The organism is Sphingobium indicum B90A, from assembly GCF_000264945.2.
GTDB lineage: Bacteria > Pseudomonadota > Alphaproteobacteria > Sphingomonadales > Sphingomonadaceae > Sphingobium > Sphingobium indicum.
In genome coordinates, this window is sequence record NZ_CP013070.1 from 1,542,608 (window position 1) to 1,562,361 (window position 19,754).

20 protein-coding genes are annotated in these 19,754 nt (G+C 63.4%); 11 read left to right on the forward strand and 9 right to left on the reverse strand.

What is annotated here, in order from left to right:
- Window positions 1-73: 73 nt before the first annotated feature.
- Genes SIDU_RS07475 through SIDU_RS07485 form a run of 3 tightly spaced genes read left to right on the forward strand, consistent with a single transcriptional unit; the run spans window position 74 to window position 3,404 of the window.
- A complete protein-coding gene (locus SIDU_RS07475) occupies window positions 74-2,113 on the forward strand; it encodes a Tad domain-containing protein (RefSeq protein WP_007683258.1) in 2,040 nt (679 codons plus the stop codon).
- Window positions 2,113-2,724, forward strand: coding sequence for a TadE/TadG family type IV pilus assembly protein (locus SIDU_RS07480; RefSeq protein WP_007683259.1), 612 nt, complete (start codon window positions 2,113-2,115; stop codon window positions 2,722-2,724). Before SIDU_RS07475 ends, SIDU_RS07480 begins: the two co-directional genes overlap by 1 nt.
- Window positions 2,721-3,404 carry a TadE/TadG family type IV pilus assembly protein gene (locus SIDU_RS07485; protein WP_007683261.1) on the forward strand — a complete coding sequence of 228 codons (684 nt, stop codon included), beginning with the start codon at window positions 2,721-2,723 and terminating at the stop codon, window positions 3,402-3,404. The genes SIDU_RS07480 and SIDU_RS07485 overlap by 4 nt, the downstream gene beginning before the upstream one ends.
- Window positions 3,405-3,440: 36 nt before the next feature.
- Here SIDU_RS07485 and SIDU_RS07490 read toward each other — a convergent pair whose 3' ends face one another.
- The 4 genes from SIDU_RS07490 to eno form a co-directional block, all read right to left on the reverse strand.
- Window positions 3,441-4,823 carry a pyruvate dehydrogenase complex E1 component subunit beta gene (locus SIDU_RS07490; protein WP_007683263.1) on the reverse strand — a complete coding sequence of 461 codons (1,383 nt, stop codon included), beginning with the start codon at window positions 4,821-4,823 and terminating at the stop codon, window positions 3,441-3,443.
- Complete coding sequence (gene pdhA, locus SIDU_RS07495; protein WP_013039827.1) at window positions 4,823-5,899, reverse strand: pyruvate dehydrogenase (acetyl-transferring) E1 component subunit alpha; 1,077 nt, start codon at window positions 5,897-5,899, stop codon at window positions 4,823-4,825. Before pdhA ends, SIDU_RS07490 begins: the two co-directional genes overlap by 1 nt.
- Before the next feature lie 126 nt (window positions 5,900-6,025).
- Window positions 6,026-6,337 (reverse strand): FtsB family cell division protein, encoded by a 312-nt coding sequence (locus SIDU_RS07500; protein ID WP_007683268.1) that lies wholly within the window; start codon window positions 6,335-6,337, stop codon window positions 6,026-6,028.
- Between the two features lie 76 nt (window positions 6,338-6,413).
- Window positions 6,414-7,688, reverse strand: coding sequence for a phosphopyruvate hydratase (gene eno / locus SIDU_RS07505; protein ID WP_007683270.1), 1,275 nt, complete (start codon window positions 7,686-7,688; stop codon window positions 6,414-6,416).
- Window positions 7,689-7,899: 211 nt separating this feature from the next.
- Here eno and SIDU_RS07510 point away from each other — a divergent pair, with 211 nt between their 5' ends.
- From SIDU_RS07510 to SIDU_RS07530, 5 genes are all read left to right on the forward strand, one after another.
- On the forward strand, window positions 7,900-8,520 hold the full coding sequence (locus SIDU_RS07510) for a hypothetical protein (protein WP_007683272.1): 621 nt from the start codon (window positions 7,900-7,902) through the stop codon (window positions 8,518-8,520).
- 98 nt (window positions 8,521-8,618) lie between these two features.
- Window positions 8,619-8,933 (forward strand): phage holin family protein, encoded by a 315-nt coding sequence (locus tag SIDU_RS07515; protein ID WP_007683274.1) that lies wholly within the window; start codon window positions 8,619-8,621, stop codon window positions 8,931-8,933.
- Window positions 8,930-9,253 (forward strand): hypothetical protein, encoded by a 324-nt coding sequence (locus SIDU_RS07520; protein WP_037510741.1) that lies wholly within the window; start codon window positions 8,930-8,932, stop codon window positions 9,251-9,253. Before SIDU_RS07515 ends, SIDU_RS07520 begins: the two co-directional genes overlap by 4 nt.
- Window positions 9,246-9,833, forward strand: a complete 588-nt coding sequence (locus SIDU_RS07525) for a DUF883 family protein (protein WP_007683278.1) — start codon at window positions 9,246-9,248, stop codon at window positions 9,831-9,833. The genes SIDU_RS07520 and SIDU_RS07525 overlap by 8 nt, the downstream gene beginning before the upstream one ends.
- Before the next feature lie 105 nt (window positions 9,834-9,938).
- Entirely contained in the window at window positions 9,939-10,160 is a 222-nt protein-coding gene (locus SIDU_RS07530; RefSeq protein WP_007683280.1) for a DUF4170 domain-containing protein, read from the forward strand.
- A gap of 35 nt (window positions 10,161-10,195) precedes the next feature.
- On the opposite strand, the gene SIDU_RS07535 is transcribed toward SIDU_RS07530, so the two are convergent.
- The 5 genes from SIDU_RS07535 to carA form a co-directional block, all read right to left on the reverse strand.
- Complete coding sequence (locus tag SIDU_RS07535) at window positions 10,196-10,855, reverse strand: rhomboid family intramembrane serine protease (RefSeq protein WP_007683283.1); 660 nt, start codon at window positions 10,853-10,855, stop codon at window positions 10,196-10,198.
- A gap of 7 nt (window positions 10,856-10,862) precedes the next feature.
- Window positions 10,863-11,339: a transcription elongation factor GreA gene (gene greA, locus SIDU_RS07540; protein ID WP_007683285.1), complete on the reverse strand. Its 477-nt coding sequence runs from the start codon at window positions 11,337-11,339 to the stop codon at window positions 10,863-10,865.
- A gap of 81 nt (window positions 11,340-11,420) precedes the next feature.
- Entirely contained in the window at window positions 11,421-14,756 is a 3,336-nt protein-coding gene (gene carB, locus SIDU_RS07545; RefSeq protein ID WP_007683288.1) for a carbamoyl-phosphate synthase large subunit, read from the reverse strand.
- A 400-nt stretch (window positions 14,757-15,156) separates the two neighbouring features.
- The gene (locus SIDU_RS07555) at window positions 15,157-15,525 is read right to left on the reverse strand and encodes a ribonuclease E inhibitor RraB (RefSeq protein WP_007683292.1); all 369 of its coding nucleotides are present in this window, start codon (window positions 15,523-15,525) and stop codon (window positions 15,157-15,159) included.
- Window positions 15,522-16,685, reverse strand: a complete 1,164-nt coding sequence (gene carA, locus SIDU_RS07560; protein ID WP_025772714.1) for a glutamine-hydrolyzing carbamoyl-phosphate synthase small subunit — start codon at window positions 16,683-16,685, stop codon at window positions 15,522-15,524. The genes SIDU_RS07555 and carA overlap by 4 nt, the downstream gene beginning before the upstream one ends.
- Before the next feature lie 153 nt (window positions 16,686-16,838).
- Here carA and SIDU_RS07565 point away from each other — a divergent pair, with 153 nt between their 5' ends.
- The 3 genes from SIDU_RS07565 to dnaG all read left to right on the forward strand — a co-directional run bounded on the left by SIDU_RS07565 (window position 16,839) and on the right by dnaG (window position 19,754).
- On the forward strand, window positions 16,839-17,291 hold the full coding sequence (locus SIDU_RS07565) for a GatB/YqeY domain-containing protein (protein ID WP_007683296.1): 453 nt from the start codon (window positions 16,839-16,841) through the stop codon (window positions 17,289-17,291).
- 175 nt (window positions 17,292-17,466) lie between these two features.
- On the forward strand, window positions 17,467-17,856 hold the full coding sequence (locus SIDU_RS07570) for a GIY-YIG nuclease family protein (protein ID WP_020818868.1): 390 nt from the start codon (window positions 17,467-17,469) through the stop codon (window positions 17,854-17,856).
- Between the two features lie 2 nt (window positions 17,857-17,858).
- On the forward strand, window positions 17,859-19,754 hold the full coding sequence (dnaG, locus tag SIDU_RS07575) for a DNA primase (protein ID WP_007683300.1): 1,896 nt from the start codon (window positions 17,859-17,861) through the stop codon (window positions 19,752-19,754).

Below are 19,754 nucleotides of genomic sequence, written 5' to 3' on the forward strand. Positions count from 1 at the left end.
CAATTGCCCCTGACGGGCATGGGGGTGCCCTGCCTGAATTGGGGATGCGGGGCAAGCGAAGGCAGAGCGGATTATGGGCGATCGGATCAAGCGCGCGCTGTTCATTCTGGTGCGGCTTTACCACAATCAGGCAGGCAATACGCTGGCCATTGTGGCGGCGGCCGTCCTGCCGCTTATGGGATTGATCGGCGGCGGCGTCGACATGAGCCGTATCTATCTGACCAAGTCGAGGCTGCAACAAGCCTGCGACGCTGGCGCTCTGGCGGGCCGCAAGACCATGGGCGGCGGCGCATGGGCCGCCAACAACAACCAGGCCCTGAATGCAGCCAATGGGATGTTCGACGCCAATTTCCGACCAGGCTCCTATGGCAGCGGAACGGTGATGCGATCGTTCAGCGAGTCCGCGGGAAAGGTTACCGGCACGGCGTCTGTGCCGCTGCCGATGGCGATCATGCGGATTTTCGGCATTAATTCCAAAACTATCGAGGTCACTTGCGACGCCGAAATGCGCCTGCCGAATACCGATGTGATGTTCGTGTTGGACACCACAGGTTCAATGGCGAGTGCCATTTCCGGAGATACCGAAACGAAGATCGTCGGCTTGCGACGCGCTGTTAGATGCTTCTTCGAGATCGTGGCCAGGCTGGACACCGTCGCAGCATGTGATGGCGGCGCTCCTTCTGGCGGCACCAGTTCGGAAACCCAGATTCGTTTCGGCTTCGTGCCTTATGCCACCAACGTGAACGTCGGCAGGCTGCTTCCGCCCGAATGGTTCAGGGATTTTTCCTCCTATCAGTCACGTGAACGGGTCGTCGTATATGGTCGGCCTGTATCCTATGTCGACAGCGACAAAACAGACTGGCTATGGATCAGTTGGACCCAGAAGACCGCAACCACCGCTAGCGATGCGCTCTGCAAATCGACTTATGTCGATCCCACGGAATCCTCGGTTGCCACCGGAACCCTCAGCAATGGCATCAATGAGAGCAATGGCGGCTTGCAGGGACATGGCAACTGGCAGGCCACGCAGCCGTGGCAGGATACGCAGCGCCAGTTTGTCAGTTGGACCTCGAACAACAAGAGATGCACCTATCAAATAAGATCGCGATCCTATACGCGCACCTATACCTATCAGTGGTCCGACACCGCCACTTCAGACACAGTCGCGTTCAATGCCTGGCATTACGGCTTGGTATCTTTCGATTTGCGTGGACTGAAAATGGGTAATGGATGGACCGCCGCTGGAACAGTCACCTTGCCCATCGGCGGCACGACGAACAATCAACTGAATTCATCCTATTATAACGACAGGACTATAACGTGGAACGGTTGCATCGAAGAACGGCAAACTGCGCGCGCGACAACCTATATCCCGCTCCCGGAAGGCGCCTTCGACCTTGACGTCAATGCGCTACCCACGACGGCGCCAGAAACGCAATGGGCGCCTGCTCTGGGTCAAACTATATATCGGCGCGGTACAACCTATTATGACAGCACCAGAAGTACGAGCGACATCACCACGTTCAGCGCCTTTTCTGCCAATAACAGCACCGAATGCCCGGTCGCAGCCACGAAACTGCGTCAGTGGGCCTCTGCATCGGATTTCGATGGCTATGTCGATACTTTGACGCCGAACGGTAGAACCTATCACGATATTGGCCTGATCTGGGGCGCGCGCCTGATTTCTCCCACAGGTCTGTTCGCATCGGAAAACGCAACGACGGCGCGCGGCGGAGAAATTCAGCGGCACGTCATTTTCATGACCGATGGTCAGGCCGACACCGATGTAGACATTTATCAGGCCTATGGCATGGCCTGGTATGATCGCCGTCAGACCGATCCAAATACGGTTCCGACGGATGGCACCTCCACCAGTGCGACATTGACACAGCAGGTTTACGCCCGGACGGCGGCAACATGCGCTGCAATCAAGAACATGCCCAACACGACGCTGTGGGTGGTATGGTTCGGCACGAAGAACACCACCATCGAAAATATATTGACGGATTGCGCCAGCAAGGATCGCTTCTTCTCGGCCCAGAGTTCGGCAGCCCTGCAACAGACTTTCCGCAATATCGCCAATCAGATTTCCCAACTCAGGCTGACAAGCTGATGTCAGTGGCAGCGCTTTTCCGCCGCTCCAGCGACCAGCGGGGCACCGCCATCACGGAATTCGGGCTGATCGCGCCCGTGTTCCTGCTGCTGATGCTTGGCGCGCTCGACCTGGCGCATACGCTGTACATGCAGGGCGTGCTTCAGGGCGTGGTGCAGAAGGCGGCGCGAGATTCGACGCTGGAAAGCGCGCAGGAAGAAACGACGCAGTTGGCCATCAACCAGAAGATCGAAGATCAGGTCAAGCGGCTCGCGGCCAATGCCGATGTGAGCATCAGCCGTCGCAACTTCTATTCCTACACGAAGGCAGCACAGGCGGTCGCAGAACCCTATAATGACAATAACGGCAACGACAAATGCGATGATGGGGAGCCGTTTCAGGACAATAATGGCAACGGCGTTCGGGATGCGGACGGCGGCAGCGAAGGTCAGGGCGGCACCCAGGCAGCCGTGGTCATGATCGTGGACGTCCAATATCCCCGCTTCTTCCCTCTGGACAAGATGATCGGCCTGCCCGGCAAGGTCCATCTCTCGGCAAAGACCGTGCTGACTAACCAGCCCTATGGCCAGAAACCCGGCGAACCTGTTTCCGTCGTGAGGAATTGCCCATGAGGAGGAACAGCAATATTTTTGCGCGGGGTTCGAACTGGATTTGTGGCCTAACCCGCGCGCAAAACGGCATCGCGGTGGTCGAATTCGCCCTATGCCTGCCATTCGTCCTAGTGGCCACGCTTACGGCTGCCGAGCTGGCCAACTATACAGTCACCAAAATGCGGGTCAGCCAGTTAGCGTTACGGCTCGCGGATGATGGTTCCCGCATTGGAACAGGCGACCTGTTATCAACCAAACAGATAACGGAAGCACAAATAAATGATCTGATGACGGGTGCCGACCTCCAGGGTTCCGCCCTGGGCCTGTTCACCAACGGAAAAGTCGTCCTCACCAGCCTTGAGCCGGTGGCGAACCCTAATACGACGGACCGCTACCGCATCCGTTGGCAGAGATGCCGAGGCAGCCTGACTTACTCCTCCGGCTTCGGCAAGCAGGGGGACACTAATCTGACGGGCATTTCGGTAAATAGCCAGACGCTGAAGGCGCCTGAGGGTGGCGCGGTCATCCTTGCCGAGGTGGCGTACAGATATCAGCCGTTGATCGGATCGCGCTGGCTCAACTTGTCGAGCATGGTGGAGACAGCAGGAATGTATGTCCGGGATAATCGCGAATATGCAGGACCAACAGGCGGCGTAGGCATCTACAACCCGGAAAATGTGACTGCATCGACCTGTAGTTGACAGAGGAGCGGCACGCACCGCTCCCCTGTCCAATTCCTACCGATAACAAACCTTCTTCGCCGCCGCGATAACCCGGGCTGCGTCGATAAGCGCCGCCTTTTCCAGGTTCGCCGCATAGGGCAGCGGCACATCCTCGTTGGTTACGCGCAGCACCGGGGCGTCGAGGTCGTCGAAGCCCTGCTCCATCACCACGGCCGCGATTTCAGACGCGATCGAGCAGACCGGCCAGCCCTCTTCCACCACCACCAGGCGGTTGGTCTTCTTCAGGCTCTCCAGCACCGTCGCCGTGTCGAGCGGGCGCAGCGTGCGCAGGTCGATGACCTCCGCATCGATGCCTTCGCCGGCCAACGCCTCAGCCGCTTCCAGCGCCACGCCGACGCCGATGGAGTAGCTGACCAACGTCACATCCTTGCCCTCGCGGACAATGCGCGCCTTGCCGATGGGGAGGACATAGTCGTCCACCTCTGGCACGTCGAAGCTGCGGCCGTAGACCAGTTCGTTTTCCAGGAACACGACCGGATCGTCCGAGCGGATCGCCGCCTTGAGCAACCCCTTGGCGTCGGCCGCGTCATAGGGGGCGATCACGATCAGCCCCGGAACCGACGCATACCACGGACCGTAATTCTGGCTGTGCTGCGCGGCGACGCGGCTGGCAGCGCCGTTGGGGCCACGGAACACGATGGGGCAGCGCATCTGGCCGCCGGACATATAGTTGGTCTTGGCCGCCGAGTTGATGATGTGGTCGATCGCCTGCATCGCGAAGTTGAAGGTCATGAACTCGACGATCGGCTTCAACCCGCCCATCGCCGCGCCCGCGCCGATGCCGGCAAAGCCATATTCGGTGATCGGCGTGTCGATGACGCGCCGGTCCCCGAACTCCTCCAGCAGGCCCTGGGTGACCTTGTAGGCGCCCTGATATTCCGCCACCTCTTCGCCCATGACGAAGACGCGCTCGTCGCGCCGCATTTCCTCCGCCATGGCGTCGCGCAGCGCTTCGCGCACGGTCGTCTTGATATATCCGGTGCCCTCGGGCAGCGCGGGATCCTTGACGGTCGCCTTGGCCTCGGTCGCCAGCTTGGCGGTGCCGCTTTCGGCCTTCCTGGGTTCCGGAGCGGCTTCGGGAGCGGCCGGCGGCGCGCTTTCCGCGGCCTTCGGGGCCTGGGCGGTCTCGCTCGTCCCATCCGCGGCCATGGTGGCGATGACGGTGCCGACCTTCACGCCCTCGGTCCCCTCGGCCACCATGATCTGGCCGATCTTGCCTTCATCGACAGCTTCGAATTCCATCGTCGCCTTGTCGGTCTCGATCTCGGCCAAGATGTCGCCCGAGCGGACCTCGTCCCCTTCCTTCACCAGCCACTTCGCCAACGTGCCTTCCTCCATCGTCGGGGACAGCGCCGGCATCTTGATTTCGATACCCATTAATATTGCTCCACCAGCACGTCGGTATAAAGGTCGTGCAGTTCCGGTTCGGGAGAGGTTTCGGCGAAATCCGCCGCGTCGCTGACGACCTTGCGGATGTCCTGGTCGATCTTCTTGAGTTCGTCCTCGCCCACGCCCATTTCGGCCAGATATTTCTTGACGCCTTCGATCGGGTCGGACTTTTCGCGCATCGACTGCACTTCCTCGCGCGACCGATATTTGGCCGGGTCGGACATGCTGTGACCGCGATAGCGATAGGTCTTCATCTCCAGCAGGATGGGACCATTGCCCGCCTGCACCCATTTCAGCGCCTCTTCCGTCGCGCCGCGCACCGCCAGCACGTCCATGCCGTTCACCTGGATGCCGGGAATGCGGAAGCTCTCGCCGCGCCGATAGAGCTGGTCTTCCGCCGAGGAGCGGTTGACGCTGGTGCCCATGGCGTACTGGTTGTTCTCGATCACGAAAATGATCGGCAGCTTCCATAGCTCGGCCATGTTGAAGCTCTCATAGACCTGGCCCTGGTTGGCCGCGCCGTCGCCGAAATAGGCGACGCAGACGCCGCCGTCATTATTGTACTTGTGCGCAAAGCCAAGGCCCGCGCCGAGCGACACCTGCGCGCCGACGATGCCATGGCCGCCGTAGAATTTATGCTCGACGCTGAACATGTGCATCGAACCGCCCTTGCCGCGGGAGATGCCCGCTTCCCGGCCGGTCAGTTCCGCCATGATGACATTGGGATCGATGCCATAGGCCAGCATGTGGCCATGGTCGCGATAGCCGGTGATGACGCTGTCCTTGCCCGGCTGAAGCGCCGACTGGATGCCCACGGCGACCGCTTCCTGCCCGATATAGAGGTGGCAGAAGCCGCCGATCAGGCCCAGGCCGTAAAGCTGGCCGGCCTTTTCCTCGAAACGGCGGATCAGCACCATCTGCCGGTAGAATTCCAGCAACTCTTCCTTGCTGGCGTCATAATCTTTCGGAGTGTCGGGGCGAGGCCGGTTATGGTCCGCGCCGGCGGCGGGTGCAGCCGCCTTTGCCTTTGCGCGTGAAGGACGCGGCGTCGTTGGTTTCGCCAAGGCTCTTATCCTTTTGCGTGGGTGAGGATGGAAGGAAGGCCGATATAGCGACAGTCCGCCACCAAATGCAACGCGGCATGGCGCCCAAAAGCGCGGTCAGGGCGACCCGCCGGCCATCCGCGGCGATCAGTTCAGCGGGACGATCACCTCATCAGGATGAACGACGCCCAGTTCCCGCCGGATCAACTCGTCGGAAAGGTCGGGATCGACGCGCCGGGGATCGAGCAGGTCCACCCGGTTCTTCAATTCCTGCCGGCTGGCCTGGACCTGCTTCAGTTCGGCGCGCGCATGATGGAGCTGCCGCTTATAGTCGCCCCAGGCCAGAACGCCGTTGGAACCCAGCACCACATAGCCCGCGAAGAAGAGAAGAAGAAGCACCGCAATCGCAGGCCCGAAAGCCGAAAAAAGCAATATGCGGAGTTTCGCGATATGCGCCATGGGCCAGTTGAATCACAGGGAAGGGCCAGCCGCAAGCGAAATTTAAGGCGCTTGCGGCCGGTGGCGGATATTCGACTTAACGGAAAATCGAACGTCCTGCGTAAAGCGCGATGTCGCCCAGTTCTTCTTCGATCCGGATAAGCTGGTTATACTTGGCGAGCCGGTCGGAACGGGCGAGCGAGCCGGTCTTGATCTGGCCGCAATTGGTGGCGACGGCCAGGTCGGCGATGGTCGCGTCCTCGGTCTCCCCGGAACGGTGCGACATGACGGCGGTGTAGCGCGCCCGGTGCGCCATGTCGACGGCGGCCAGCGTTTCGGTCAGCGATCCGATCTGGTTCACCTTGACCAGCAGCGAGTTGGCCAGCCCCTTGCCGATGCCCATTTCCAGGCGCTTGGGGTTGGTGACGAACAGGTCGTCGCCCACCAACTGGACCTTCCCGCCGATCTTGTCGGTCAGCGCCTTCCAGCCTTCGAAATCATCCTCGCTCATGCCGTCCTCGATCGATTTGATCGGATAGTCGGCGCACAGGGCCGCGAGGTAATCGGCCATCTCGACCGGGCTGAGCGACAGGCCCTCGCCCGAAATCTCATATTTGCCGTTCTTGAAGAATTCGGTCGCCGCACAGTCCAGCGCCAGCACGACGTCGTCGCCCGGCTTGTAGCCCGCCTTCTCCACCGACAGCATGATGAAGTCGAGCGCGTCGCGGGTGGAGGCGATGTTGGGCGCGAAGCCGCCCTCGTCGCCCACCGAGGTCGCAAGCCCCTTGTCGTGCAGGCCCTTCTTCAGCGTATGGAAGATTTCCGAACCGATCCGCACGGCGTCGGCGATGCTCTCCGCGCCGACCGGCATGATCATGAATTCCTGGAAATCGATGGGGTTGTCGGCATGCTCGCCGCCATTGATGATGTTCATCATCGGCACCGGCAGCACATGGGCGTTGACGCCGCCGACATAGCGATAGAGCGGCAGGCCGCGCGCATCGGCGGCCGCCTTCGCCACGGCCAGGCTGACGCCCAGTATCGCGTTGGCGCCCAGGTTCGACTTGTTGTCCGTCCCGTCCAGCGCGATCATCGCGGCGTCGACTTCGGCCTGATCCTCGGCGTCCAGGCCGATGATCTGCTCGGCGATCTGGTCGTTGACGGCGGCGACGGCGGCCAGCACGCCCTTGCCCAGATATTTGGCGGCGTCGCCGTCGCGCTTCTCGACCGCTTCATAGGCCCCGGTGGACGCGCCCGACGGCACGGCGGCGCGGCCGAAGCTGCCATCCTCCAGCATCACGTCGACCTCGACGGTCGGATTGCCGCGGCTGTCCAGGATCTGGCGGGCGTGGATATCGAGAATGGCGGTCATGGATCGCTCCTTGGAACTGGCTCTGGTCGCTTTTCGCGCCCCGCTTAGCCACCGACCTTCCGCTTGGCAATGCGGGGGCTTGCAAGGACTCGAAAAATGCCGATGCTCAAAATAGTAACGGCAACGGAACTGTGGGCGGTGGGAAGCATTAGAGGGAGAGCCGCCAGCCCGCTTCGCGATTCCGCTGCATTTCAAAGGGAGACTTAGGACGATGGCCGACACCCCCGAAACCCCGCCCGCCAAGCGCGTCAAAAAGGCCAGCCCCGCCAAGGCGCCCAAGGCCAAGCCGGCCAAGGCCGCCCTGTCCGGCACGCTGGTGAAGGCCGCGCCCGTCAAGACCGCCACCACGCGCAAGGCCGCCGCGCCCAAGACGCCCGGCAACGGCGCCGTCGCCCATGGCTGGACCGCGCAGATCGCGCCGATCAAGGCGCAGGCCGAAAAGGCGGCCAAGGCCGCCGCCGACAAGCTGAACGCCGTCGATTGGAAGGCGCATATCGACCCGCTCAAGGACCAGGCGTCGAAGACGGCCAAGTCGGCCGCGGGCGTCGCCAAGGACAAGACCGGATCGGCCATGCAGAGCCTGGCCAAGCTGATTTCCGACACGGCCGGCACCGTGGATGCGAAGCTGGGTCCGCAATATGGCGACTATGCCCGCCAGGCCGCCGAATCCGTGGCCGGCGCGGCGAAGACGCTGGACAGCAAGGATGTCGACCAGTTGATGACCGAAGCGCGGGATTTCGTGCGCAAGAGCCCCGCCGTGGCCATCGGCGCGGCGGCGGTGGTCGGCTTCGTGCTGATGCGTCTTGCCAAGGGGCCGGACGAAGACGCCTGATCGCGTCCCTGCCCATTGACGGACGATAAGGCCCCGGCGCCGGGGCGGAGGATATCTTGACCCAAGAGCCCCTGCAGAACGAGGCACAGCAAGAGTCCGTGCGGGACGTCTTCGCGCGCCTGTACAGCGACGGGCGGGCCTATGCGGAAGCGGAAGCCGAACGGCAGAAGCTGCGCGCCGGCATCATCGGCGCAGGGGTCCGCGACGCGCTGATCTTCGCGACGGCGGGCGTCATGCTTGTCTTCGCGGCGATCGTCGCCGGGCTGGTGGGCGTCATATTGGCGTTGTCGCCCCTTGTCGGGCCGGGCTGGGCGGCGGCGGCGGTGTTCGGCGGCGCGCTGGTCGTCGCGCTGCTGCTGCTGCTGGTCGCGAAGGGGCGCATCGGCCGGATGAGGAAGGCGGTGAAGCCGTGAAGCGCGAGGAAGCCTATCGGGATGCGGCGGCGCGGGCGGATGCGCGCAAGGCCGCGCTCCTCTCCAGCGCCCTTGCGGCCAAGGCGCGCGTCGCCCCCGCCCGGCTCAAGCAGGACGCGAAGGACAAGGCGACGGAAACGCTGACGGGCGGGGCCGCCCACGCCGCTGCCCAGATCCGGCGGCGGCCGGCCGCGAGCGCGGCGGCGGCCGGCGCGCTCGCCCTCTATTTGCTGCGCCGTCCGCTGGGGGCACTTTTCCGGCGGATATACGTTCGGATAAGCAACCGCACAGAAGAGATTTCGGAGACTGACGATGGCTGACATCCGCACTCAACTCACCCGCGCCCGCGAGGCGGCGAACGACATTGCCGGGACCGCGTCCGGCAAGTTCCGCGGCACGGCGGATCGCGCGCGGGAAAGCGCCGGCGACCTTATCCAGACCGGCCGCGAAAAGGCCGGCGACGCCTATGCGGATGCGCGGGACAGGTCGCAGCGGATCGCGGCCCGCGCCAATGAGATCGTCCAGGAACATCCCATCGCCGCCGTTGCGGGCGCCGTGGCGGCCGGGGCCGTCATCGCCTGGATGTTTCCCAGGAGCCGCGCCGCGATGAAGGCCCTGCCCGCCCTTGCCACGAGCGCGGGCACCAGGGTGCTGGAAGCGGCGCTGGCCGCCAAGGCCGTGGCGGCGGAAAATGCGGAAAGCCTGCGCGCCAACGCCGGTGAAGCGCTGCACAATGCGGCCGAGGGAACGAAGGAAGCGGCGGCATCGGCCCGCGACACCGTGGCGTCGGCCGATCTGGGCGCGAAGGCGTCGCGCCTTGCCGACGACGTCGCGGCGCTGGTGGCCGCCAAGGTCGATGCCCTTAGCGAAGCGGTAAAGGCGCGGTTGCCGAAAAGCTGATCGCGCCGCCGCCAAAAGCATGCCGGTCCGACCGCCTGCCCCCTTGGACGGGTGCGGGCGGCCTGCTAGGGTATGGGTTCACCGAACGGGAGAACATAAGATACCATGAGCAAGCTGCACCTTGTAATGGGCGGTCGCGTCAAAAATCCCCAGACGCTGGATTTCGAAGATCTGAACTCGATCGAACTGGTCGGGGTCTATCCCGATTATGCCGCCGCCGAAAATGCCTGGCGCGGCGCGGCGCAGCGGACGGTCGACGATGCGGAGATGCGCTATGTGATCGTGCACCTGCACCGGCTGCTGGAACCCGACCTGCCCAGCGGTTGAGGACCGGGAAAGCGGGCGCTGCTGAAATCAGACCTTCAGGAAAAGGGCTGGGGACGCTTGCGGAAACGCCAGCGCAGCAGCGGCCGCGTCAGCACCAGCCCCACCAAAAAGCCGCCGATATGCGCGGCGATCGCGATCCGGCCTATGTCGCCCAGACCCTGGGCCGTGGCGAAACCGATCATCAGTTGGAGCGCGATCCAGCTCGCCGCCAGCCAGAGCAGGCGGACCAGATTGGCCGACACCGGCCCTACGCGCCGGACCTTCTGCTGGCTGTAAAGCAGCGCATAGGTGGCGATGATCGCCGATATCGCGCCGCTGGCGCCCACCATCGGACTGGTGGAGTGCGGATCGATCGCCCATTGCAGCGCCGTCGCGCCATAGGCTCCCGCGATATAGAGCAGCAGCGTCCCGCCCTTGTCCAGCACATGCTCCACCTGCCGCCCGCAAAAGACGAACATGAACAGGTTGAAGCCGATATGCAGCCAGTTGGCGTGGACGAGCGTGCAACTGATCGGCGTCAGCCAGAACGGCACCGCCGCCATGCCGGCCAGCAGCGCGCCATCCTCCACCCGCGCCGGGATGAACCCGGCGATGATGGCGGCATTGTCGACCTGCCCCGTCAGATAGAGCAGGAGAAACGCGGCGAAGCTTATCGCCGCGATCCCGTTCGTCATGCGGCCGGCAGGCAGTTTCACGGATGGATCAGATGAAATCGATCTTGTCGACCAGGTAGAATTTGTCGCCCGACGGCACCGACACTTCGACTTCCTCGCCGATCTGGCGGCCGATCAGCGCGCGGCCAAGCGGGCTGTTATAGCTGATCATGCCGACCTTGGCGTCCGCCTCGGCCTGGCCGACGATCTGGTACTTCACCGGCTTGTCGTCCTCGTCGAGCAGGGTGACGGTCGCGCCGAACACGACCTTGTCGCCCGAAAGCGTCCTGGGATCGATGATCTGGGCGCGCGACAGCTTGTCTTCCAGATCGGCAATGGTGGCTTCGACCTGGCCCTGACGCTCCTTGGCGGCGTGATATTCGGCATTTTCCGACAGGTCGCCGTGCGCGCGGGCTTCTTCGATGGCGTCCACGATCAACGGCCGCTCGGCCTTCAATTCGCGGAGCTGCTCGCTGAGCTTGTCATAGCCCATCTGCAGCATCGGCATCTTCTCGACGGTCGCCATTCTTGCAAATCCTTCGTCAAAACTTCCCTTTGGCGGCCCCCACCCTGGGGCCGCCCGCAGCATGCTTCCTTGTGCAGGGGATCAGGCTTGCGACACAGGATAATAGGACTGGAGCGAACGCACTTCAAGGGCATGCCCCCGAAGCGCCTCGATCGCATTCGCCGCCGCGACGCTGGCCGCCGCGGTGGTGAAGCTGGCGACCTTGGCGCGCAGCGCGCTGGTGCGGATCGCCTTGCTGTCCTTGAGCGACTGCCACCCCTCCGTCGTGTTGAAGATCAGGTCGACGTCGCCGTCGGTGATCCTGTCGACGATATGAGGGCGCCCTTCGGCCACCTTGTTGACCGGCTGGACGGCGATGCCCTGCTCCCCCAGATAGCGGGCCGTGCCGCCGGTGGCGATGATGGTGAAGCCCAGCGCCGCCATCTTCTGCACCGCGGGCAGGATCACCGGCTTGTCGCTGTCCTTGACCGACACGAACACCGTGCCGCCCTTGGGCAGGATGGTCCCCGCGCCCAGCTGCGCCTTGGCGAAGGCGGTGGCGAAATCGCTGTCGATGCCCATGACTTCGCCGGTGCTCTTCATTTCCGGCGAGAGGACCGGATCGACGCCGGGGAAGCGGGCGAAGGGGAAGACGGCTTCCTTGACCGCGATATGACCGATGGCGTTCCGGTCTATCCTCGGCAGGTCTTTCAGCTTCTCGCCCGCCATCACGCGGCTGGCGATCTTGGCGATGGGGGTGCCGATGGCCTTGGCGACGAAGGGCACCGTCCGGCTGGCGCGGGGGTTGACCTCGATCAGGTAAACGACGCCATCCTTGACCGCGAACTGGATGTTCATCAGGCCGCGGACCGACAGGGCGCGGGCCAGGACGTCGGCCTGACGCTCGATCTCCGCGATGATGTCGTCCGACAGGCTGTAGGGCGGCAGCGAGCAGGCGGAGTCACCGGAATGGACGCCCGCCTCCTCGATATGCTGGAGCACGCCGGCGACCACGACGTCGTCGCCGTCGCAAAGCGCGTCCACATCCACCTCCACCGCGTCGCGCAGATATTGGTCGATCAGGACCGGAGAGTCGCCCGACACCTGAACGGCGGTGGCGATATATTCCTCCAGTTGCGCCTGGCCGTCGACAATCTCCATGGCGCGGCCGCCAAGGACATAGGACGGGCGCATCAGGACCGGATAGCCGATGCGGTTGGCGACGGCGATGGCCTCCTCGCGGCTGCGGGCGATGCCGTTGGCGGGCTGCTTGAGCTTGAGCTTGTCGATGAGGGCGGCGAACCGCTCGCGATCTTCGGCAAGGTCGATGGCGTCGGGACTGGTGCCCAGGATCGGCACGCCCGCATCCTCCAGCGCCTGCGCCAGCTTGAGCGGCGTCTGGCCGCCGAACTGGACGATGACGCCGGCCAGCGTGCCGTTCGACATTTCGACGCTCAGGATTTCCAGCACGTCCTCGGCCGTCAGCGGCTCGAAATAGAGACGGTCCGACGTGTCATAGTCGGTTGATACAGTCTCAGGATTGCAGTTGACCATGATCGTCTCGTAACCCGCTTCGCTGAGCGCGAAGCAGGCGTGGACGCAGCAATAGTCGAACTCGATGCCCTGCCCGATCCGGTTGGGACCGCCGCCCAGGATCACCACCTTCTTCCGGTCGCTGGGCTGCGCCTCATTCTCCGCCTCGCCGAAGATCGGGGCTTCGTAGGTCGAATACATATAGGGCGTCTTCGCCTCGAACTCGGCGGCGCAGGTGTCTATGCGCTTGAAGACGGGGCGCACGCCCAGCCGATGGCGCAGGGCGCGGACCTCATCCTCCGTGACGCCGCCGGTCATGGCCTTGACCGCTTCGTGGATCAGGCCCGAACCGCGCGCGATGCCCCGCTCCATGCCGCGCAGATTGGCGGACTTGAGCGCCAGATAAGCGAGGCGCTTGTCGGAGAAGCCCATGGATTTCAGGCGGCGCATGCCCTCCGCGTCCTGCGGCAGGCCGTTCGACAGGATTTCGGCCTCGGCGTCGATGATTTCCTTGATCCGTTCCAGGAACCAGGGATCGAACTTGGCGATGGCGTGGATCTCCGCGACGGTCAGCCCTTCGCGCAGGGCCTGCGCGGCGACCAGCAGGCGGTCCGGGGTCGGCTGGGCCAGGGCAGCGACGATGTCGTCCTTGGGCGCGCCCTCCAGATGATCGACATTGTTGAAGCCGGAAAGGCCGGTTTCCAGGCCGCGCAGCGCCTTCTGCATCGATTCATGGATGTTGCGGCCGATGGCCATCACCTCGCCCACCGACTTCATCGCGGTGCCGAGCAGCGGCTCGGACCCCTTGAACTTTTCGAAGGCGAAGCGCGGGATCTTGGTCACGACATAGTCGATGGTCGGTTCGAAGCTGGCCGGGGTCGCGCCGGTGATGTCGTTCTCGATCTCGTCCAGCGTGTAGCCGACGGCCAGCTTCGCCGCGACCTTGGCGATGGGGAAGCCGGTCGCCTTCGACGCCAGCGCCGAAGAACGGGAGACGCGGGGGTTCATCTCGATGACGATGAGGCGGCCATCCTTCGGATTGACTGCGAACTGCACGTTCGAACCGCCTGTTTCCACGCCGATTTCACGCAGCACCGCGATGCTCGCGTTGCGCATGATCTGATATTCCTTGTCGGTCAGCGTCAGCGCGGGCGCGACGGTGATGGAATCGCCGGTATGGACGCCCATCGGGTCGACATTTTCGATGGAACAGATGATGATGGCATTGTCGTTCCGGTCTCGGACGACCTCCATCTCATATTCCTTCCAGCCGAGGAGCGACTCTTCGATCAGGACTTCGGTCGTGGGCGAGGCGTCGAGGCCTTCGGCGACGATCCGCTTGAACTCTTCCTTGTTATAAGCGACGCCGCCGCCGGTGCCGCCGAGCGTGAAGCTGGGGCGGATGATGGACGGAAGCCCGGTGAATTCAAGAGCTTCCAGCGCTTCTTCCATAGTATGTGCGATGCGCGAGCGGGCGGATTCCAGGCCGATCTTGTCCATTGCGTCGCGGAATTTCAGCCGGTCCTCGGCCTTGTCGATGGCGGCCGCGTCGGCGCCGATCATCTTGACGCCGAACTTGTCCAGCGTGCCGTCGTTGAACAGGGCGAGCGCGGTGTTGAGCGCCGTCTGGCCGCCCATGGTCGGCAGCACCGCATCGGGGCGTTCCTTTTCGATGATCTTCGCCACGATTTCAGGCGTGATCGGCTCGACATAGGTCGCGTCGGCGAATTCCGGGTCGGTCATGATGGTGGCCGGGTTGGAATTCACCAGGATGATGCGATAGCCCTCTTCCTTGAGCGCCTTCACCGCCTGCGTGCCCGAATAGTCGAACTCGCAAGCCTGGCCGATGATGATCGGGCCCGCGCCGATGATAAGGATGGAGGAGATGTCGGTGCGTTTGGGCATTGTTATTGCTCTGTTTCCAAAAAGATGACGCGGGCGTGATAGTTGGTGAGGCGGTCCCACTGTTGCAGGCACGCAACTTGGAGCCGGACCTCTTTCTTCTGTTCGGCGGACAGACCCAGCAGAGGCGCGTATCGTAACGTGCCATCGATGCCAGGAGTCATCCTGTTGTATAAGCGATTGTCGATCCCGCACGTTTTGACAGCGTCCGCCAGACTCGTTGTCACCTGCAGACTGCTTGTGCGATCATCTGTCGGCCCCGGATCGACAGCCTTTAACTCGGGCAATGCGGTGTTAGAAGTAGCCGGACTATTACAAGCGGCGGCACTCAAAAGCATCGCCGTTGCCACCGCTCGGCGCCGGGCAAGGCTTGGTGGTGATACTAGACGTTTTAAGAGGATGCTCAATGCACGCCCCCAGTCCGGGCCTCGCAACCCCAGCCGTCATATTCGACGCCACAGAGGATTTCGATCTGGAGGCATTTCTTCGTCAGTGCGCGGATCGACTGTTCATCGACGGGCTGCTCGCATTCGAGGAACAGGAACAGGTCGCCATCCTCATCCTCTTCGCGGTCCAGTTCGACGAAGCCGAACTGGCTGGCGATGGTCAGGACGCGCTCGAAATCCTTTTCGCTGCCCTTGAAGCTGACATCGACCGGGCGCGCGATGCGCGCCACATCGCCATTCGCCGCGAGATTGGCGAGGACGGCCTTGTCCGCCTCCCACTCTGCTGCGAGGCGGCTTTCGTCAACCGGGGGCAGGTTGAGGCTCACTTAAGCTCCTCAACAAACCGCTGGAACAGGTAGAAGCTGTCCTGCGGGCCGGGCGAGGCTTCGGGGTGGTACTGGACCGAGAAAGCCTTCCTATCCGTTAGTTCGATGCCGCAATTGCTGCCGTCGAAGAGCGACACATGGGTCGGCTTCACGTTGGCGGGCAGCGTGTCGCTGTCGACCGCGAAGCCGTGGTTCATCGAGGTGATCTCGACCAGACCATCGGACAGGCGCTTGACCGGGTGGTTGGCGCCGCGATGGCCCTGGTGCATCTTGATGGTCTTCGCTCCGGCGGCGAGCGCCAGCATCTGGTGGCCGAGGCAGATGCCGAAGATTGGCTTGCCGGCTTCCAGCACCTTCCGGATCACCGGCACGGCATATTCGCCGGTTGCGGCCGGATCGCCGGGGCCGTTGGAGAGGAAGACGCCGTCGGGATTCTGCTCCATCACCTGTTCGAAGCTGGCGGTGGCGGGCAGGACGGTGACGCGGGCGCCGGCCTTTACGAGGTTGCGGAAGATGTTGTTCTTCGCGCCATAATCGATGGCGACGACATGAGGGCGCTCTTCACCGGCTTCATCGAGGCCGTAGCCGAAGCCCAGCTTCCACACGCCGTCCTTCCACAGGCGGCTTTCCTTGGCGGAGACTTCGATGGCGAGGTCCATACCCTCCAGACCCGGCCAGGCGGCGGCCTTGTTGGCGAGCGCTTCGATGTCGAACCGCCCCTCCGGATCGTGCGCGATCACGACATTGGGCGCGCCCTTCAGGCGGATCATGCGGGTCAGGGCGCGGGTGTCGACCCCGGAAAGGCCGATGCGGCCATTTTCCTTCATCCACTGGTCGAAGGGTTCGACATTGCGGAAATTGCTGGGTTCCGTGACGTCCTGCCGCACGACGCAGCCCAGCGCGTGGGGCAGGTCTGCCTCCACATCGTCCAGGTTGGTGCCGACATTGCCGATATGCGGGAAGGTGAAGGTGACGATCTGGCCCGCATAGCTGGGGTCGGTCATCACTTCCTGATAGCCGGTCATCGCCGTGTTGAAGCAAAGCTCGCCCACCGCATCGCCGACAGCGCCGAAACCGCGGCCGAACACCGCCGAGCCATCGGCGAAAACCAATAACCCTGTCGCTCCTTTGGGCACAATGAGGGTCTTGGCGTTCGCCATGGTCATATCGTCCTTTATGCTTTTGCGGGAACCCGTCTGAAGCGGGTTAAACGGCCGGTCACCTATGCGGGTGAGGCCGCCGGGTCAACTCCTGTTAAAAATCTCTTTTGGCGTTATATCTGGACCTTTCCGGAAGAGACAGGATTCATTCGCATGATTCGCGACGAGATCAAAAGCGCCCAGGTCGCCGCCATGAAGGCCGGGGAGAAGGATCGGCTGGCCGCCGTGCGCCTGATCCTGGCGAAGCTGAAGGACCGCGACATAGAGCTGCGCACCGCGACCACCGTGCCGGATGACGACACGGTCGTTGTCGAGGTGCTCCAGAAGATGGCGAAGCAGCGGCGCGAATCCATCGAGATGTTCAGGAATGGCGGGCGCGACGAGCTGGCGGCGAAGGAGCAGGCGGAGCTGGACGTGATCGACAGCTTCCTGCCGCAGCAGTTGAGCGAGGATGAGACCAAGGCCGCTATCGAGGGGATCAAGGCGGAGGTGGGCGCCGCGAGCGTCAAGGATATGGGCAAGGTCATGGCCGTGCTGAAGGAACGGCACGGGTCGGTGATCGATATGAGCAAGGCCAGCGGGTTGGTGAAGGCGGCACTTTCTTAAAGGGGTTTGGCGGGAGCGCGGCATTTTTGACCGCCTCCCTTATTCCGACCCCCGTTCGTTTCGAGCGTAGTCGAGAAACGGAAAGCGGACACATATCGTTTCTCGACTTCGCTCGAAACGAACGGGGTGAGCATGTGTGGCTCGACACGGGCGCTTGTTCCGGCATAATCAAATCATGGCGTTCTGGACTTACATGCTGCGATGCTCGGACGGGCGCTATTATACAGGGCATACCGACGATCTGGAGCATCGAATTGGGCAGCATCAGTCAGGGCAAGGGAGCCAGTTTACGCGCAGGCGTTTGCCGGTGACGCTCGTTTGGAGCGAGGCTTTTTCTTCGCGGATCGAAGCCTTGGAGGCGGAGCGGATCGTTGGCGGCTGGTCGCGCGCCAAGAAGGAAGCAATGATAGCGGGGAATTGGTCTTCAGTGTCTCATTTCGCCCGGCCGCCGCGTGAGCGTTTCTCGACCTCGGCCTGTCCTGAGCGCCTGCCTTCGCAGGCAGTCGAAGGGCTCGAAACGAACGGGTGTGGGGGAGATGAATTCAGGGGCGAGGATGCCAGCTAAGCATGAGCCTATCCCCGGCCTTCCTTGATGAACTGCGCGCCCGCACCTCGCTGTCGACCCTGATCGGGCGGACGGTGAAGGTGCAGAAGGCGGGGCGCGAATATAAGGCCTGTTGCCCTTTCCATAACGAAAAGACGCCCAGCTTCACCATCAACGACGAAAAGGGCTTCTACCACTGTTTCGGCTGCGGGGCGCATGGCGACGCGATCTGCTGGATGACCGATCAGCGCGGCCTGCCCTTCATGGAGGCGGTGAAGGAACTGGCGCAGGCGGCGGGCATGGAGGTTCCCGCGCCCGATCCCCGCGCTGCCAAGCGGGCGGAGCAGGCCAAGGGGCTGCACGACGTCATGGCCGCGGCGCAGGGCTTTTTCGAGGAGCAGTTTGGCGGGATAAAGGGTGCGGAGGCGAGAGCCTATCTCCAGAAGCGGGGGATAAGCGCGGCGACCGCCAAGGCCTTCGGGTTCGGATTTTCCCCTGACGGGCGCGGGCGGCTGAAGGCGGCGCTCAAGGATTTCGGCGAGCCTCTGCTGATCGAGGCGGGATTGCTGATCGATCCCGATGGCGCGGAGCCGGACGGGGGTAGGAAACGCGACAGCTATGACCGTTTCCGCAGCCGGCTGATGCTGCCGATCCGGGACATTCGCGGCCGGGTCATCGCCTTTGGCGGGCGCATATTGGGCGCGGGCGAGCCCAAATATCTGAACTCCCCCGACACGCCCCTCTTCGACAAGGGGCGGACGCTCTACAATATCGACCGGGCATCCCCCGCCAGCCGCCAGACGGGGCGGATCATCGTCGTGGAGGGCTATATGGACGTGATCGCCCTCGCCCAGGCCGGCTTTGAGGAAGCGGTGGCGCCATTGGGCACCGCGCTGACCGAACATCAGATAGAGCGGCTCTGGAAGATGGCCGATGTGCCGATCCTCTGCTTCGACGGCGATTCGGCGGGGCAGAAGGCGGCGATCCGGGCGGCGACGCGCGCCTTGCCGCTGCTGCGGCCGGGGATGAGCCTGGCCTTCGCGACGCTGCCGGCAGGCAAAGACCCGGACGACCTGATTCGCGCCGAAGGGCCTGCCGCCATGGAAACGGTGCTGGGCGCGGCCGAACCGCTGGTCGAGCGGCTATGGAAATATGAACGGGCCGCCGCGCCGCTGGACACGCCGGAACAGCGCGCCGCGCTCAAGCAGCGCCTTTCCGCGATCACCGACGCCATCGCCCATCCCGACGTGCGGGCGCATTATGTCCACGCCTTTCGGGAACGCTATGACGCGCTGTTCTTTGCGCGGGCGGCATTCCAGCCCCGTCATCAGCGCGGCGGGAGCGGCGCCCGCTCCGGCTGGCAGCGCGACCGGCGGGGCAATTGGAAGCCCCCCCTTCCCCCCGCCGGAAGCGAGGCGCGGGCGATCGGCGCCAGCGGCATGGAGCAACGCCTGCTGCGCGCCGTGCTGGCCAGCCTGTTGCGGCATCCCGAACAGATTGCGCTGCATCGCGAGATGCTTGCGGGGCTTCGCATCGCCGACCCCGTGCTGGCGGAATTGCTGAACGCGATGATCGCCGCGTCGTTCGGCAAAGAAACAGTTGAAACCGATGGCCTCCTTACCATATTGGGGCAAGGTGAAGTGTATAATATGGCAAAGGGGATGCTCCGGGCCGACACGTTCACATTCACCCCCCACAGAAGCAAGGCCGACTCGGATCGCGTGCGGCGCGATCTGGACGAGGCGATTCGGGTGATGGCGCAGGGACCGGAGCTGGAGGCGGCGTTGGCGGAGGCCACCCGGCGGGCGACAGACGACCTCAACGAGGACAGCTTTGCCGAACAGCAAAGGGTCCGCCGGTTGAAGCTGGATCATGATCGCCGCCTGGCGGAACTGGCGCAGTCCGAAGATATTATATGA